Source organism: Thermoflexibacter ruber (assembly GCF_900113045.1).
GTDB classification, from domain to species: Bacteria; Bacteroidota; Bacteroidia; order Cytophagales; family Thermoflexibacteraceae; genus Thermoflexibacter; species Thermoflexibacter ruber.
On record NZ_FONY01000005.1, the window covers coordinates 157912 to 174149 of the forward strand.

General features: G+C 38.8%; 11 protein-coding genes. 2 read left to right on the forward strand and 9 right to left on the reverse strand.

From position 1 onward, the window contains the following. Window positions 1–112 precede the first annotated feature (112 nt). Both BM141_RS04360 and BM141_RS04365 read left to right on the forward strand, forming a co-directional pair. Window positions 113–1570: a PhoX family protein gene (locus tag BM141_RS04360; RefSeq protein ID WP_091540652.1), complete on the forward strand. Its 1458-nt coding sequence runs from the start codon at window positions 113–115 to the stop codon at window positions 1568–1570. A gap of 84 nt (window positions 1571–1654) precedes the next feature. After that, window positions 1655–3538, forward strand: coding sequence for a cytochrome-c peroxidase (locus BM141_RS04365; RefSeq protein WP_091540656.1), 1884 nt, complete (start codon window positions 1655–1657; stop codon window positions 3536–3538). Here BM141_RS04365 and BM141_RS04370 read toward each other — a convergent pair. The 9 genes from BM141_RS04370 to BM141_RS04410 all read right to left on the reverse strand — a co-directional run bounded on the left by BM141_RS04370 (window position 3519) and on the right by BM141_RS04410 (window position 16063). After that, window positions 3519–3932, reverse strand: coding sequence for a hypothetical protein (locus BM141_RS04370; protein ID WP_091540659.1), 414 nt, complete (start codon window positions 3930–3932; stop codon window positions 3519–3521). The two genes, BM141_RS04365 and BM141_RS04370, sit on opposite strands and share 20 nt — an antisense overlap. A 151-nt stretch (window positions 3933–4083) precedes the next feature. Further along, window positions 4084–4269: a hypothetical protein gene (locus tag BM141_RS04375; RefSeq protein WP_091540662.1), complete on the reverse strand. Its 186-nt coding sequence runs from the start codon at window positions 4267–4269 to the stop codon at window positions 4084–4086. 69 nt (window positions 4270–4338) lie between these two features. Continuing rightward, window positions 4339–4755 (reverse strand): QcrA and Rieske domain-containing protein, encoded by a 417-nt coding sequence (locus tag BM141_RS04380; protein ID WP_091540665.1) that lies wholly within the window; start codon window positions 4753–4755, stop codon window positions 4339–4341. A gap of 245 nt (window positions 4756–5000) precedes the next feature. After that, the gene (locus BM141_RS04385; protein WP_091540668.1) at window positions 5001–6077 is read right to left on the reverse strand and encodes an esterase; all 1077 of its coding nucleotides are present in this window, start codon (window positions 6075–6077) and stop codon (window positions 5001–5003) included. 21 nt (window positions 6078–6098) lie between these two features. Next, a complete protein-coding gene (locus BM141_RS04390) occupies window positions 6099–7259 on the reverse strand; it encodes an esterase (protein ID WP_091540672.1) in 1161 nt (386 codons plus the stop codon). A 340-nt stretch (window positions 7260–7599) separates the two neighbouring features. Beyond that, complete coding sequence (locus BM141_RS04395; RefSeq protein WP_091540676.1) at window positions 7600–11316, reverse strand: PVC-type heme-binding CxxCH protein; 3717 nt, start codon at window positions 11314–11316, stop codon at window positions 7600–7602. A 316-nt stretch (window positions 11317–11632) separates the two neighbouring features. After that, complete coding sequence (locus BM141_RS04400; RefSeq protein ID WP_091540679.1) at window positions 11633–12754, reverse strand: Gfo/Idh/MocA family protein; 1122 nt, start codon at window positions 12752–12754, stop codon at window positions 11633–11635. Between the two features lie 227 nt (window positions 12755–12981). Further along, complete coding sequence (locus BM141_RS04405) at window positions 12982–13815, reverse strand: sugar phosphate isomerase/epimerase family protein (protein WP_245763975.1); 834 nt, start codon at window positions 13813–13815, stop codon at window positions 12982–12984. 325 nt (window positions 13816–14140) lie between these two features. After that, entirely contained in the window at window positions 14141–16063 is a 1923-nt protein-coding gene (locus tag BM141_RS04410; protein WP_091540779.1) for an alpha/beta hydrolase-fold protein, read from the reverse strand. Window positions 16064–16238: the final 175 nt, after the last annotated feature.

A 16238-nucleotide genomic window follows, 5' to 3' on the forward strand; every position in this document is an offset into this window, starting at 1 on the left:
AATAAAGTATAGACTTTATACATTCAAATTGGCTTAAAAAGCGGTTTACATTGCTTATCTACTTTTGTGTTTGGAAAAAATTAAAATTTCAAAACTTTATTCATTTCTAAACATGAAAAATTTTAACAAATTTGGCTTGCTCCTTATGCTATGTGTAGCCATAGTTGTAAGTAGCTGCTCTAAAAGTGATGAGGCAAAAGTAAACGAAGTAGTTTTGGCTAATCACTCTGTAACACCTGCTTTAGTAAAAAAAATGCCCGGTTTTGAGAATTTGGAAGTATTCTCTCTATTAGGTAGTGATGACAAACTTCCTCAATCTCCAAACTTCGTATTTGGTGGCTCTGCTGATGGTGCTGGTATCTTGAAAGATGGCGACAAGTACATCATGCTTGTTAATCATGAAGACAACTTTGCTGTTTCTCGCATTACGCTTGACAAAACTTTCAAGCCTATCAAAGGGGAATACTTGCTCAACTCTACAGGTGGTATTTGGAGACTTTGTTCTGCAACTTTGGCAACAAGAGAAGTGCATGGCTTCGGTCCTTTATATTTTACCTGTGGGGAAAGTGGTGAGGAATCTCGCACTCATGCTTTGAATCCTTTTGACGATGTAAGCAGAGCAACTCAATCTCGCGAAATCGCTGGCTTAGGACGTTGGAACGCTGAAAATGCTGTGCCTCTCCCTGCTGCTGCTTATCCTAACAGAACAGTAATTATTATTGGTGATGACGATTCTGGTACTTTTGGAGGTCAAGTGGCGTTGTATGTAGGCAATAGCATAGGCGATTTGGACAATGGAAGTCTTTACATCTTGAAGCGCAAAGACAACAACACGAGAGAAATGGACATGAAAGTAGGGCAAAAGTACGAAGTTGAATTTGTAAAAATAGATAACCACAAGACCCTTACTGGTCGTCAAATCAACGAAACCTCACAAAGACTCAATTCTATTTCTTTTGGTCGTGTAGAAGACCTCGACTACCGCAAGGGTAGCACTGCTAACTACAGAGAAATTTACTTTAACACCACAGGTCAAAATAACACAGGGGTTAATGCGAACTATTCTCGCAGCAAATATGGCAGAGTATATCGTCTTATGTTAGATGCTAACGACCCCTTGAAAGGTTCGTTGGAAGTAATCTTAGATGGCGATGACAGAAATGGTAAAGCTAAAGAGTTTCAAAACCCTGATAACATCTGCGTTACTCAAAACTATGTGTACGTACAGGAAGACCCTAATAGCTATGGCGATGAGACACATGATGCTTATATCTATCAGTACAATATTGCTTCTGGAGAATTTAAAAAAGTGATAGAACTCGACCACAGAAGAAATGCTACTGATGCAGCAAAATACAATGTGGGTGGCAGACCTTCTACTTTTGGTAGCTGGGAATACGGTGCAATGGAAGATATTTCTGACCTTATCGGTATTCCTAATACCTTTGTAATTTGTGTACAACCGCACACTTGGCGGGGCGAGGCTTATAAAAATGCTGACGGAGGTACTTTACGTCCTAATGAAGACCAAGCCAGCCAGTTGGTAATCATTAAAGGAATCCAAAAATAATTTTACTTGTAAACATTGACAAGGTGTAAAAGCCTTGCCAATGTTTTTTCTTTCAAATATATCTTTTACATTTTAGGAATACTTATGAAAAAATATTACTTCTTTCTCATCATCTTATTATTTCATCAGGCTTGTATCCCAGATAAGCAAGCAGAGCAAGAAACACCCACTTCCGAGCAAGCAAAAATCATTTTCTTGCAAGACATTGATTCCTTGTATAGTAAGACAGAAAATCTGAAAAATGTAATTCTAAGCAATATAAGCGAAACAAAAATCCAACAAGCCTTTTTTGAGGCTCGCGCTGCATATAAACAAGTAGAGTTCTTGGCAGAACTTTACAACCCATTCACGGCTAAAAAGCTCAATCAGCCCGCCCTTGACGAAGTAGAGGAAGAAGACCCTAACGTAGTAGTTTATCCTGAGGGTTTCCAAGTGATAGAAGAATTACTTTTTCCTTATTTGCCTGAAAATAAAGAAGAAGCCTTAAAACATGTAGAAATAACTTTGGTAAATATTAAGCACCTCAAAAGAGTTTCAGAACCTAATACCCTAACAGATGCCCATATTTTTGATGCTATGCGATTGGAAGTTTTTAGGCTTATTACTTTGGGTATCAGTGGCTTTGATTCTCCTATTGCCAAAAATTCTTTGCCTGAGGCAATGGCTGTTCTCAGTACATTAAAAAAGTACATTGCTCTTTATGAAAAACCCATTCGTTTTGCTAATTTTAAATTAGTTGCTAATGAAAGTAAGCAGATAGAAGGATATACTAAACTCTGGCATAAAATAGACCAAGCAGAAAAATATATCCTCAAATTCAATGATTTTGATGCTTTTAATCGCGCTTATTTTATCACTAAATTTGCTAATCCTATTTCCGAGCTTTTACTCGACTACCAAATCAAATTAGGTATTCAATCTTTTGAAGAACATCGCTTCCTGAAAACTACTGCTAAAACACTTTTTGAGGAAGATGCTTTTGATGAAACTTATTTTGCTCCTCTTTATAGCAGAAAATATGCACATAATCAAGAAGTTGTAGCCTTAGGGAAAGCCCTATTTTACGACAACATTTTGTCAGGCAACAATCAACGCAACTGTGCTTCCTGCCACCAGCCCGAAAGAGCCTTTACTGATGGTTTGCCTAAAAGTGCATCTTTTGACGGCAAAGGTTTTATCAGTAGAAACGCCCCTACCTTGCTCAATGCAGGACTGCAAGCAAGCCTTTTCTACGAGGGTAGAGTAGCCTATATGGAAGACCAAATCACCGATGTACTGAGTGCCAAAGATGAAATGCACAGCTCAGTAAAAGAAGCAGTAAGCAAACTTAATCAAGATAAAAATTATCAACGACTTTTCCAAAAAGTATTTTTAACAGAGGAAGAAAATACACAAAGCCCCATTACAGAGGAGCAGTTTAAAATTGCTTTGGCTACATATTTACGCTCTCTAAAAAGCCTAAACTCTCGCTTTGATAAGTACATGAGAGGAGATAAAACTCAGCTTAATTCTCAAGAAATCAACGGTTTTAATCTTTTTATGGGTAAAGCAAAATGCGGCACCTGCCATTTTATGCCTCTTTTTAATGGCACAGTGCCTCCTGTTTTTGATAAAATGGAAACAGAAATCATAGGCGTGCCTACCAAACCAGATACTGCTAAAGCTACTATAGACTCTGACAAAGGTAAATTCAATACGACTAAAATACCTTTGCATACTTTCGCTTTTAAAACTACTACGGTGAGGAATGTGGAAATGACCGCACCCTATATGCACAACGGCGTTTACCAAACCTTAGAGCAAGTAATAGATTTTTATAATAGAGGCGGGGGCGAAGGCATAGGAATCCAGTTAGACAACCAAACACTACCCTTTGACAAGTTAAACCTAAATAAGCAAGAGCAAAAAGACTTGATAGCCTTTATGAAAAGTTTAACGGAAGTAGATTTTAAGAAGAAAGTAAAGTAATACCGCGTTCTTGGCAAACATCATGAAAATCATTAGAATTAAAAGTAATAAATGCCTGAATAGATATATTTACACCAGTAATCATCATTCTTAGAACTAAATCTACCAAACTATACTTATAGTTTTCGGGCTTTAAACATCGTTCAAATGCTTTTTTAATGTACTTATCATCTTTAATAAAATTAACTTGATGTGATTTTAAAAAAGCATCAAAGTTGTTTTTGTTATTTTTAACAAATTGAGTATGAAGAATCTCATACAAAGAAGGAAATGGAATTAAATATCTATTTTCTTTTTTGGTTGCCTCGAGAATATCTAATGCTGACTTATGCCATTGGTCATTTTTATCAAAAAGCCCGAACCAGAAACACGTATCTACAAGGATATTTTGCATATCTATTTTTAAATATCTACTTCCTCTGATTTAGAAGTGGCGTATCCCTCCCATATAGCGCGCTTTCGTTTTCCAAATATAAACTCTCCTTTAACTTTACCTGTACTACGTTGTAAATAGATAGCATATATTCTTGTAGTTTTCTCAACTTTTACTCTTTTTTCATATTACTACGTAGATAATCAATGAGTTTTTCCTCTTCTACCTCTACCTCAAACGTGGCAATATTCAATCCACATTCCTTTGCTCCCTGCTCATCAAACCATTGATATAGGCTTTCATAATCCCCTATTACTCCTAAGTCATAAGAAATCCATACTCGCTTTTTTGTTTCCATTATTATTTGATTTTGTTATTACAAATTTATAAAATGATAATCATTTTACAAATATAAGTAGCGTATAGTTTACTCAAAAACCCGCAATAAATTCCCATTGCGTTCCGCTTTGTATTTTTTTAAAGGGTTGATGGCAGGGGATTGAATCACCTTGCCATCTAAATCAAAAATAGACCCATGCACAGGGCATTGGAGGTGGTTGTTTTGGGGGATAAATTGTACTACGCCTGCGGCATGGGTGCAGTATTGGTTAAATGCCAAATACTCACTTGTGCTTTTGCGAACTACAATGATGAGTTTTTCGTAAATAAAGCCTCCTATTTTTTGCAAATCGGCAAACTTAGTTTCTGTCAAGTCAATGGTAAAATCTACTTTTTCTTCTTTTTTAGGCTCTACCTGCTCGCCTTTGGGCAGTACACACGCCCCTGCACAAGCACATACGCCTATAAAAACACCCGTTTTAAGGATAAATGATTTTCTATTCATGGTAGATTTTGACTGATAAAATTTTTCCTAAATTATGTATTTATTGTCAAAAGCTAAGTAAGTACCTCAACAAAATTAGCTAAGTAATTCAAAAGAATTGTTAGACGGAGTCCTAAGACAAGTTGATAGCTTTTTATCACATTTTTAAGCCTAACTATCGCTTAGCAGCCCCGTCTAAACCATTGCTTAGGAATCCCAGCATGGGAAGATATTAGGCTTTTTAATAGCCTTATTTTACAGTTTTCTTATTTAAAAATCTGTTGCAAAGTATTCGCCAAGTAGAGTTTGCAGTTCATCCATGTATGCCCCCCCGATACCACCAAAGTTTCAAGATTCAGTTGCTTTTCCTTAAACATAGCAATATTTTGTTTTACACTTTCATAGAGGAAGTCCTCAGTGGCAATGCTAATGGTGAACAATTTGAGTTGTTTGTTCATCAGAGCCGCATTAGGCGACCAGTTGCCAAAATTCTTTTTGAACTCGTCTGTAGCTGTAAAAGGTGCGTAAGAGCATACGTAAGCAAACTTATCGGGATTGGTCAGTCCAATATTAAGTGTCTGCCCCCCACCTACAGAAAATCCTGCTATTGCCCGACTTTTGCTGTCCGTCAAAACAGGATAGTTGCTTTCTACAAACGGAATGATGTCATTCATCATGTCTTTGGTAAAAAGTTCTCTTGGGCTTGGGGCTACGTTGGCATAAGGCATGACGATAATCATAGGTGTTGCTTTTTTCTGAGCAATGAGGTTATCGGCAATGAGGTTAGCCCGACCCACTTTTGTCCAAGTTTCCTCAGTGTCTGAACCTCCATGAATCAAGTAAAGCACTGGATATTTGGTTTTTCCATTTGCATCAAAGTTTGGAGGCGTATAGACCAATAAAGTTCGAGTAGTTCCCAAAGTAGAGGATTGATAATATCGGTAATTGATTTTTCCATGCGGCACATTTTGCAAAGAATGAATGAGCGGTTGGTCGCCGTGAACCTCTACAATACTACGTTTGAATCTTTCATTGGCAAAAATGTAAGTATTGTTAGGGTCAGCGATTTGCACACTGTCCACCCAAAAACTATATGGGTAAATATCGGGCTTGACGGAGGGAACAGTAACACTCCATATTCCCGAAGTATCTTTGGTCATGAGCATAGGTGCAGCTAAAAACTCTCCACTTACCATTACTTTTTGGGCTTTAGGGGCATAGTACCTGAACGTAATGCTGTGGTCAGGAGCAACTTCTGGCGAACTAATGGAAGGTGGTCTTTGGGCAAAGGCTGTCAAAGCTGAAAAGGCAAGGATTAGCAAAATATAAAATATCTGTTTCATATTTACAAAAGTGTTTAAGGTTTATCTGAAAAGTAGTTGTGCAGTTTCTGCTACGTATGTTTTCACATTCATCCATGTATGTCCACCGGGTGTAATAAGGCTTTTATAGTTCACTTTTTTGGCTTTTAGGTAGTCCATAAATTCCACTGTACCTTTGTAGAGAAAATCCTCATCACCCACCCCTATCCAAAATAATTTCAATTGCTTATTGGTGTTTTCGGGTTTTTCCGTAATCGACTTAAAATTACTTTCCATTTCTGAAGTAGATAAATAGGAGCTATAACAACAAATCCAAGCGAACTTGTCCATGTTACCAAAAGCAGTTCTTAAAGTTTGTCCTCCTCCTCTTGAAAATCCCCCAATGGCTCGGTTTTCTCGATTGTTGAGTGTTCGGTAGTTTTTTTCAATGTATGGTATCAAATTACTGACTAAATCCACTTCAAATAACTTGGCTCTATTTACGGCATCTGCGCCATCTCTTGAGGTGGGGTCAGCAGGTTTAGATCTTCCTTTTTGTTCGGCTATCTTAGCCATAGGATTTCCATAAGGCATGACAACTATCATAGGTTTGGCTTTGCCTTCAGCAATCAGATTATCAAGAATCAAGTTGGTGCGACCTACTTTAAAAAAAGTTTCTTCAGTATCCGTAGTCCCACTAATCAGATAAAAAACAGGATATTTTTTGGAAGCATCTTTATCATAATTGGGAGGTGTATAAACCACTACTGAGCCTGTAGTTCCTTCAACAGATGGATAATACTCGTAGGTAATCGTTCCATGCGGTACATTTTGCAAGGCATGAATCAAAGGCGGATTATCAGGCACATCTACCAAACTCGCTTTGAAGCGTTCGTTAGGAAAAAAAGACACATTGGCAGGGTCCATGACTGTAACTCCATCTACCTGAAAGCTATACGGATAAATGTCTGGCTTAATGTTACTTACGGTTACACTCCAAATCCCAATAGAATCTTTGACCATCTCCATTGGACTTTTTAGAAACTGTCCACTTAGCTTTACTTCTTTAGCAGAAGGGGCTAAATAGCGGAAGGTTACAGTTTTATCGGAATTAATCTGAGGAGATACTACAAAGGGACCTCTTGGCGGCTGTGCTACGACAGCATGAGAGAAGCACCCCACAGCCCAAACGAGCAGTGAGAGGATAAATAGTTTTTTGCTCATAATTTTGTTTAAAGTTTGGTTTAGTGAGTAATGGTGTTATCCTACTGGTTCAAGCGTAACGCTTGAATCTATGGTAGGTTCAAGGCTATAGATAAGTGTATCAAAAAGTTATGAATAAAGAGAAGTCCTGTCAAGGACTTAATATTGGTAGCACTATTTTATTTGTATCGCCCAAACTCCGTTAGGAGTTTAATATTCAATCCCTTACGGGATTGGTACAGTTTGAATAAATTATTTTCTACCAATATCGTATGCCTAACGGCATATAACAATTCATAGTACGAATATAGAGCCTAAAACCTGTCAGGTTTTGAAACTCTGACAGGTTTAGTAAATTTTTTTACCTTACCGCATTTACTACCTTCATCACTCCATTCATAATGCGCCAATGCCCTGGGAAAGTACACACAAAGACATACTCCCCTGGTTCAGTTGGAGCAGTAAATTTGAGGCGGTAGCTTTGCTCTGGATTCACCAAAGGAGTCGCTACTATGACTTGTGGAATTGCAGGAACATAGTTTTTCTCTGCGCCATCTTTTTGTGTAATCATCTTATCTGCTTCTTTTCCAATAGTTTCCAAGCTGTAAGGTTGCCCTATGACGAGGTTGTGTTGCATCGCATCTGGATTTTCAAAAACGATTTCTACAGGCTTCCCTGCGGTTACAGTAAACTCCTTTTTATCAAACTTCAAAGTTTCTTTAATCGCTTTGAGGTGAATTATTTGTGCATTAGGGTCGCTGATTTCATTAGGAGAAAGCACATTCCAACCTACCAAAAGGCGAGCAATCCTTTCCTTGTGTTCATTTGCCACTCCTTGATAAAAAGACTTTAGGAAGGGGTTGTCCTCTGTTTTAGGCGTGTCTTTGCGCTTGGCGTTCCAACCTGAGCTTAGTCCTTTGAGGAGTGCATTGCTATACGCTTGGTCTAATTGGGTGCTGTATTTCAAAATGCTCACCGCAGAGTCTATGCTGGCAAGCGAGGCATAACTCCTTGTAGCTCTTTCCAATACGTAAGCGGTCATATTTGGCGGAGGTAGGTAAGTAAACTTCTTGGTAAAGCGGTTGTTCATTTCATTTCCTTCGTCAATCTTATTGTCTTTATCCACTACAATATCAAGTACATAATCACCCGCTTTATCAGAACTATATCCTAAGTTAAAAGTCCAAGGTCCATTGTTCCCTTTGGTAAGCGTTACGCTTTTTCCTGCTTCTATTCCGTCCATGTAGTTGCTTACTTGGTCAATTTTATAGCCTTGCCCTATCAGATTGATTTGGACTACAATGAGTTTACCTTTTGGAATATCGGTTTTTCCTTGATTTTTTAAGACAATGCTGTAGCCAAAACCTTCCCTCACCACAGGCGTAGTAGTAGTCATGTTTACCGCTTCTACCACCAAATCCGCTTTTTCACTTACAGGGGTTTGTGGCTTGTCTTCATTGGTAGTCATTTGATGATGTTGGTGATTCATGCCGCCATCATTGGCTTTGGGTGTTTCTTTTTTGCCTAAGTATTTTTTAATCACTTGCTTATACAATTTTCCCCCTTTGCTTGTCAAGGCAATCGCAAAAGCATCAGGCAACCATCTGTCATTGATTTCGCTGGATTTTTCCAGTCTTTGCAAAATCGCATTTTCAGCTTCTGCGTTCAAAGGCATAGTAGAAAGTGCCAGCAAGGTATTTAAAACCACCAAAGGCTCTTTGTCATTCAAGCAATCGTTGGCTAATAAGGCTTTTACAGAACTTTCATTTTTTGGTAACACCTGAATTGCTGTTTTTCTAACTCCATGGCAAGGGTGTTTGAGAGCAGCAACTACCGCTTCCATTACCGCTGAATTAGACGCAGTTATCGCACCTAAGCCTTCCAAAGTTCGTAAGGCATGAATTGCAGTTGGGTTAATCCCGATTTCGTCTAAGGACTGGTCTTTGACCAAAGCAATGAGTTGAGAAACAACATCTTGATTATTCCTTTCTACTAACAAGCGTTGTGCTGTCATTCTCCAAAACATATTGCTATTTTTCAAACCTGCAATCAAAGTTTCAGGCTTGTTTCTGTCCAAAACCACAGGCTTGTAAGGTGGTGCTTTTTTCCAACTCACTCTATAAATTCTTCCGTGCGTAAAGTCCCTCAAATCAGTTTCATACGCATTTCCTGCTCCATTGGTAAAGCCTTGTGGAGTAGGATTGTGTTGAATGATAAAACTATACCAATCTGCTATCCAAACTGCCCCGTCGGGTCCTACTTCTGCAAAAACAGGAGCTACCCACTCATCAGCTCCTGCCAACAAGTTAAATGCTTCTTTATCTTGGAAATCCGTCCCATTTTTCACCATGTTGTTTTGGTGAACTACGTGTCCTGTGGGTTCGCAAACGAACGCAATTTTATTCCAATATTTTTTAGGGAAAGCCCTTGCCGTGTAAAAGTTATGTCCTGCTGCAGCAGTAAACCCACCAAAAGCATCTACTTGGCGCACTTTGGGGGTAATGGTTTTCATGTCTTTGTGCGTATCAGTGCTTCTGCTTCCGTTATCTGTGCCTCTGGCAGAGTTGAAATATTGGTTCGCAATCGGCATATACCAACCGTGTGCATTGTTGGCAGTAGAGCCAAAAACATCTCCTGTTTCGTTGAAAGCAAAGCCCCAAGTATTATTATTAGTACTTGTAACATACTCTAATTGAGAGCCATCGGGTTTGAATCGGAAAAATCCTTGCCCAAATTCTAAGGAATCTTTGCCTACTTTGCCTTTGAAACCAGAGTAACCTATGCAACCCCACACCCAATTGTCAAAACCATAGTGTAAGTTGGAAGGACCCGCATGTGTATCAAAAGTACCAAAACCTGAAAACAAGATTTTCTTTTCATCTGCTTTGTTGTCTCCGTCAGTATCTTTCAAAAATAGCATGTGTGGAGCTTGGGAAACCACCAGACCTCCATTGGCAAAGGTCATGCCCGTAGGGATACTTAATCCGTCAGCAAAACGAGTAAATTTATCTGCTTTCCCGTCATTATTTGTATCTTCGCAAAGCAAAATATAATCGCTACCTCCTTCGTCTTTGCGTTCATTTGGATAATCTTTGGTGATAAGTACGTATAAGCGACCTTTCTCGTCCCAAGTCATGGCGATAGGGTGCATTACGTTTGGTTCACTGGCAAAAAGTTCTAAGTTGAACTCTACAGGTACTTGAATATGTTTCATGGATTCCTCTGGCGAAAGAGCCAACTGCTTCAACTGAGGACCTGGACGTTGTTCATAGTTAGGTAACTTTGCTTCTATAAATTGGAACGGCTGTGGAGTGAGTGCGGCGTGTGCCTTTTTCGCTTTTTCGTCCACTGCCCACAAAATCCCTTTTTCTATCAAGTCGTGAAAACCTATGTGATTCCAAGTGCGCTCATCGTGTCCGTAAGCGGTGTAAAATACCTTACCTTTGCCATAAGTACGAGTCCAAGTATAAGGCTCTGTTTTTTGGTTGGGTTTGTCGTTGGCTTGGTCTGCTTTGATTTCTCTCACTGCCAACACATTGTTATCTGCTTGTAATTTATCGTGCAAATAAGTTTCATCAAAAGCAGTAAAAGGTTTTAAACCAGCAACTGCTGGATGATTGGGTTGGGTAAAAGTGGTCGTGATGCTGTCCATTTTATGTCGCCAAAACTGCCCACCCACCATTTTTACATATTCCGCAGAGTTGCGAAAACAGTAAGATGCACAATGCACAGCAATCAAAGCCTTGCCACTACCTACGTAGGTAAGCAAGGCTTTTTCTTGAGCAGGAGGCAAGCTATCCCAGTTGGCATAAATAAGCAGAGCATCGTACTGATTCAGGTTGTCAAGTGTAAGGTCTTGCAAATCATCTGTATAGGTAATATTTATTCCCTTACTTCCCAAAGCCATCATGAGCGAAGGCACACGCTCTATTGGCTTGTGGTGTCCATTATCCCCTAAAAAGAGGACTTCCAAGCGGCGGGCATTGCCCTGCTTTTTTTGCTTTTGGGCAAAGGTCTGTGGTGAAAAACAGGCAAGCCATAGCAATAAAATGTTGATGATAAGGAATGTTTTTTTCATGCTAAAGTTAAGTTAATGATTAAAAGAAATTTGTTTGTTAGTTTTGAGTATTAGGTTTGTTGTCAAGCATTTTGCTTTTCATGTACTTCGTACCGAGAGATAAGACATGAAAAGGTAATTATTTGAGTATGATATATTAAAAATTAGAAAGAATACTTATATCAAATATCAAAGTCCTATTTAGAAACAACAGTTTTGTAGAAGTTATGAGTATATTTCATTAATAAAAGTCCCATAGGAACGACAGTTTTAATATACACACACCTGTCAGGTTTTGGAAACCTGACAGGTATTCTCTATTTTTTCCTTTTTTCTCTTAAACGTTCTTAAAATCAGGTAAATACATGATTTTCCCTCCTTGCAAGGCTGATTCATGTGCCAAGATACCTACACTTGTCCAGTTGGCTGATTGCCAAGCATTAGGGAAAGGTTCTCTGTCCTCTACGATTGCCATGACGAACTCATGCGCTAAGTGCGGGTGCGAACCTCCATGCCCACTACCCTGCACGAAAGAAAGGTGTTGATTTTCTCCTAAGTCATACACACCTTTGGTGGTGAACTGTTGGATTCCTTCGGGCAGAAGATGTGCGTAATCAGGTACTTGTATCTTTTCAGGGATTTCGTGTTCAGGCTTTTTGGCGGTGTGGATTACGTGGTCTTCGCCTTCTATCAGCGACCATTCAAAGGATTTTTTAGAGCCATAGACTTCAAAACTTTCTCTGTACTGACGAGCTACATCAAAAAGTGAACGATACACATAAGCTGATAAATCGCTGTCTTTGAACTTGATGTGCGCACTTTCTATCGCAAAAGGAGAGTTGTAGTGTTTAATGAGTTCTTCTCTGATAGTTCCTGAACCAAAGCAAGAAACATATTCGGCTTCCAATTTGAGCAAACCTGTAACAGGACCTACACAGTGCGTAGCATAGTGCATAGGTGGCAATCCAGGCCAGTAGTCAGGCCAGCCGTCCATGTCTTGCTGATGACTTGCTTTGAGGAATTGGACTTTGCCGAGTTCTCCTTTTTCGTATAACTCTTTGACAAAGAGAAACTCACGACTATACACTACCGTTTCCATCATCATATATTTTTTGCCTGATTCCTTGCAGGCTTTCACTATTTCCATGCACTCCTCTACCGAAGTCGCCATAGGTACGGTACAAGCCACGTGTTTGCCTGCTTTGAGTGCCTTCAAACTTTGCTCTGCGTGATTGTGGATAGGAGAATTGATATGCACAGCGTCTATATTGGGGTCAGCCAATAGTTCATCATAATTCGAATAGCGTTTTTCAATGCCAAAAGCATCTCCAATTTGATTTAGCTTTTCTACATTACGCTGGCAAATTGCATACATATTAGTATGTGGATGTCGCTGATAGATAGGGATAAACTCTGCTCCGAAGCCAAGCCCTACGATTGCCATGTTCAACTTTTTCATACTTACTTCTATATTTTTGTTTGAAATGGTTTGATGTTGTTTTAAAATACAAGTTTGATGTTATTTCGTTGCTTTCCAAGTGATGACACATGAAAAACTGAATATTTTTTTATGATTTGACTTTTATGTGAATTTTTGCTTTTTATATGATAATACGTTTATATAACACATAAAAATTTGATTTTCAATGCTTCATGTGTTATTACATGAAGTACCAAGCAAATAATTCACAACTCATAATTTTTTTTAATAAAACTCAAGCTATCTCGCATCAGCTGCTCCTCAGAGTCAAACATTTTCCGCCAGATATTTGCTACCGCCAACTTGGGGCTAAACGCCTCTACACTGAGCCAACCATCATAATTGATTGATTTTAAAGTAGAAAAAACACCTTGCCAATCTACATTCCCTTTGCCTACCGTGCTTCTATCATTTTCAGAAACCTGCACATGAATCAGGTGCTTTGCACATTTTTTAATTGCCTCTCCTATGTTTTTTTCCTCAATATTGGCATGAAAAGTATCAAACATCAGTTGGCAATTAGGGTGATTGACTGCTTCTACAAAACTAAGCAGTTCCTCTGCACAAGAAATCAAGTAACTTTCAAAGCGATTAAGGTACTCTAAACCTAAGGTGATATTAAACTGTTTAGCGTGTTCTGCCAAAGCGTGTATATTTTCCACTGCCCACTGCCACTCCTCTTGGGTTGCAGATTTGCCTGTAAAAACGCATAAAGCAGAGTGATAAGGTCCTGTTAGCATTGTTGCGCCTAAGTTTGCGGCACACTCTACCGCTTGCTTGTTGCGTGCTAAGGTCTTTTTTCGCATTTGTGCATCAGGGCTGATTTGGTTAAAATCTGCACCACAGATAGTTACAGCGACTCTTCCTAAATCCAACTCGTCTAATTTTTTTGCCCACACTTTCCAATAGTCAGGGTTGGTATTAAAAATAGGAACTTCTACACCGTCAAAGCCTATTTCTTTAATTTGGTCTAAAATAGGAAAAAGAGATTCGTCTATTTGAGTCCCCCAGAGCAGGAGATTCATTCCAAATTTTGTCATTTGTATTAGTTGAAAATTGGTTTTAAGTGATTTTTAAGGTTTAAATATACACTTTATTTTATTTAGAAAAGAGCTGACTAATGGTCAGCCCCTTTAAAGTTTCTTTTCGCGTGTAGTTTCGTGAAAAGTAGTTATATATTGCAATAACTTTAGTATGAAATTCCAAAGTAAGACCGACTTTGGAAGGTTAACAAAACTTATTACAATATTAGTAAAAATAAATGAACAAGAATGTGTTTATCTTTGCCTATTTTGACTTTATTTTGACTTTATTATATTCACTTAAACCCTAATTAAGCAAAATCAGTCTAAGCTAACGATTGCATTACTTAAATAACAACTGAGAAAATTCAAATAAATCGTGCCTCCATACAGGCCAAGTATGCCCACCGGGATACTCAGAATAAGTATATTTTATGTTCATTTCGCTGAACTTGGACATCATTACTTGGCAGTTATTGTAGGCAATATCCTCCTTGCCACCCATCGAAATCCAAAAAACTCTTAAATTGTTGTTAATCATATCCACATTCTTTTTCATGAACTCATATTGAGGGTCTGAGAGTTCGGTGCGATTCGCAAACCAGCCTGAGCTAAATACGCCCAAGTAGGAAAATAAATTGGTGTTTCTTATTCCTGCATAAAGTGTTTGCAGACCTCCCATAGACAAACCTGCTAAGGCTCTATTTTTGGCATCAGTAGCTACTTTGTAGCTTTTCTCTACCATAGGGATGACACATTGCTTCAACTCGTTTTCAAATGCACGCAAAACTTGCTCATTGAAACCTGCGATGCCTCCACCACTGCTTACATTGCCATCGAGCATCACAACCAACATTGGTTTGGCTTTTTTCTCTGCAATGAGATTGTCCAAGATGATGTCTGCTTTGCCTTGCGTTCCCCAGCCTCTTTCATCTTCGCCGCCTCCGTGCATGATGTAAAGCACAGGATATTTTTCATTAGGGTTTTCGTCATAACCCGGTGGAGTGTAAACATAAAAACGCCTCCATGAATTAGTAACGGTAGAATAATACCTTTTCATGCGGGTTTCTCCATGAGGAACGTCTTTGAGTGCATAGTAAGCACCATTTACAGAAGGTATTTCTATACCACTTGCCATGCGTCCCATGCCATAAAATGTTTCGCTTGCAGGGTCGGCAAGTGCAACTCCATCAATCAGCAAGGAATAATAATGAATACCCTCACTGATTACTTCAGTAGTTACTTCCCAGAAGCCCTCTTTGTCTTTGACCATATCATATTTTTTGCCTAAATCAATTTGAACCTTTTGAGCCTCAGGGGCTTTGATGCGGAAAACTACCCGATTATCAGGCAAAATTTGTGGATATTTGGCAGACCTTACATTGGTAGAAGCAGGAACGCCTAACACAGTATATTTAGGAAAAAGAGAACTGTCCAAAGGTTTGAAAAGCAATTGAGAAAACATGAATAAGTCGTTTTTCCAGACTTTAAAATCATGTCCTCCCGGTTCTACATAAAAAATATGAGGCACTTGCTTTTCATACAAATAATCATGGGTTCGCTTGCTGAAAGACATCAGCCCATCAGCATCACCGCAGGAAATCCAAAGCAATTTCAGTTTATTTTTTGCCTCTGAGGGATTAGGAACAAGCACTTCAGGTCTTTTTGTGTTGGGGGCAGAAGAAAAACCGCCTACCCAAGCAAACTTATCGAGATTGCCCAAACCAAAGTTTAAGGACTGCCCCCCTCCCATAGATAGCCCCGCAATAGCCCTATTTTCACGGTCAGTATAAACAGGATAATTTTTCTCTATGAAAGGGATTAAATCGTTTAATAAATCTTTTTCAAAAGTGGCAAATGCTTGCACTTTTGCGCTATCAAAAATATTCCCTATGGCTCTGTCGTCTTTCATAGCTCTGCCATTAGGCATGACCACAATCATAGGGGCTAACTTGTTTTCTGCATAGAGATTGTCCAAAATGACTTGTGGATTTGCCCCTCTGAGCCACTCTTTCTCGTCACCTCCTATGCCATGCAAAAGATAAAAAACGGGATATTTCTTCTTCTTAGAAAAATTAGGCGGCGTGTAAATCAAAGCCTTACGCTTGTTGCCTACGGTTTTTGAATCGTAGCTAATCGTGTCAATTTTTCCTTGAACAATGCCTGTACGCAAGGAGTCAAAACCTTGGGGGGCATACTTCACAATGTCCTGAGCATTTACCCAAATGCAGAGGAATAAGAGCAAAGTTGTAAGAAAAGTTTTCATTTTCATTTGATTTTATTTACTAATAGCTAACAGTTTAAAGGAATGTAAAAAATAGATTGAAGTAAATACTTCCTTTCAGAAAGGAACTTGCAATCTTGATTCATAGTAAGTAAAAATGATGGTCGTATAAAAGTGAATTTCTAAGGTTTTGCTTATTAGAAAAGTAGATTTACTC

What these genes read in the sequence shown, in the direction of transcription:
- BM141_RS04360 (WP_091540652.1), top strand. Translation starts at nt 113, where the DNA reads ATGAAAAATTTTAACAAATTTGGCTTGCTCCTTATGCTATGTGTAGCC.
- BM141_RS04365 (WP_091540656.1), top strand. Translation starts at nt 1,655, where the DNA reads ATGAAAAAATATTACTTCTTTCTCATCATCTTATTATTTCATCAGGCT.
- BM141_RS04370 (WP_091540659.1), bottom strand. Translation starts at nt 3,932, where the DNA reads ATGCAAAATATCCTTGTAGATACGTGTTTCTGGTTCGGGCTTTTTGAT.
- BM141_RS04375 (WP_091540662.1), bottom strand. Translation starts at nt 4,269, where the DNA reads ATGGAAACAAAAAAGCGAGTATGGATTTCTTATGACTTAGGAGTAATA.
- BM141_RS04380 (WP_091540665.1), bottom strand. Translation starts at nt 4,755, where the DNA reads ATGAATAGAAAATCATTTATCCTTAAAACGGGTGTTTTTATAGGCGTA.
- BM141_RS04385 (WP_091540668.1), bottom strand. Translation starts at nt 6,077, where the DNA reads ATGAAACAGATATTTTATATTTTGCTAATCCTTGCCTTTTCAGCTTTG.
- BM141_RS04390 (WP_091540672.1), bottom strand. Translation starts at nt 7,259, where the DNA reads ATGAGCAAAAAACTATTTATCCTCTCACTGCTCGTTTGGGCTGTGGGG.
- BM141_RS04395 (WP_091540676.1), bottom strand. Translation starts at nt 11,316, where the DNA reads ATGAAAAAAACATTCCTTATCATCAACATTTTATTGCTATGGCTTGCC.
- BM141_RS04400 (WP_091540679.1), bottom strand. Translation starts at nt 12,754, where the DNA reads ATGAAAAAGTTGAACATGGCAATCGTAGGGCTTGGCTTCGGAGCAGAG.
- BM141_RS04405 (WP_245763975.1), bottom strand. Translation starts at nt 13,815, where the DNA reads ATGACAAAATTTGGAATGAATCTCCTGCTCTGGGGGACTCAAATAGAC.
- BM141_RS04410 (WP_091540779.1), bottom strand. Translation starts at nt 16,063, where the DNA reads ATGAAAACTTTTCTTACAACTTTGCTCTTATTCCTCTGCATTTGGGTA.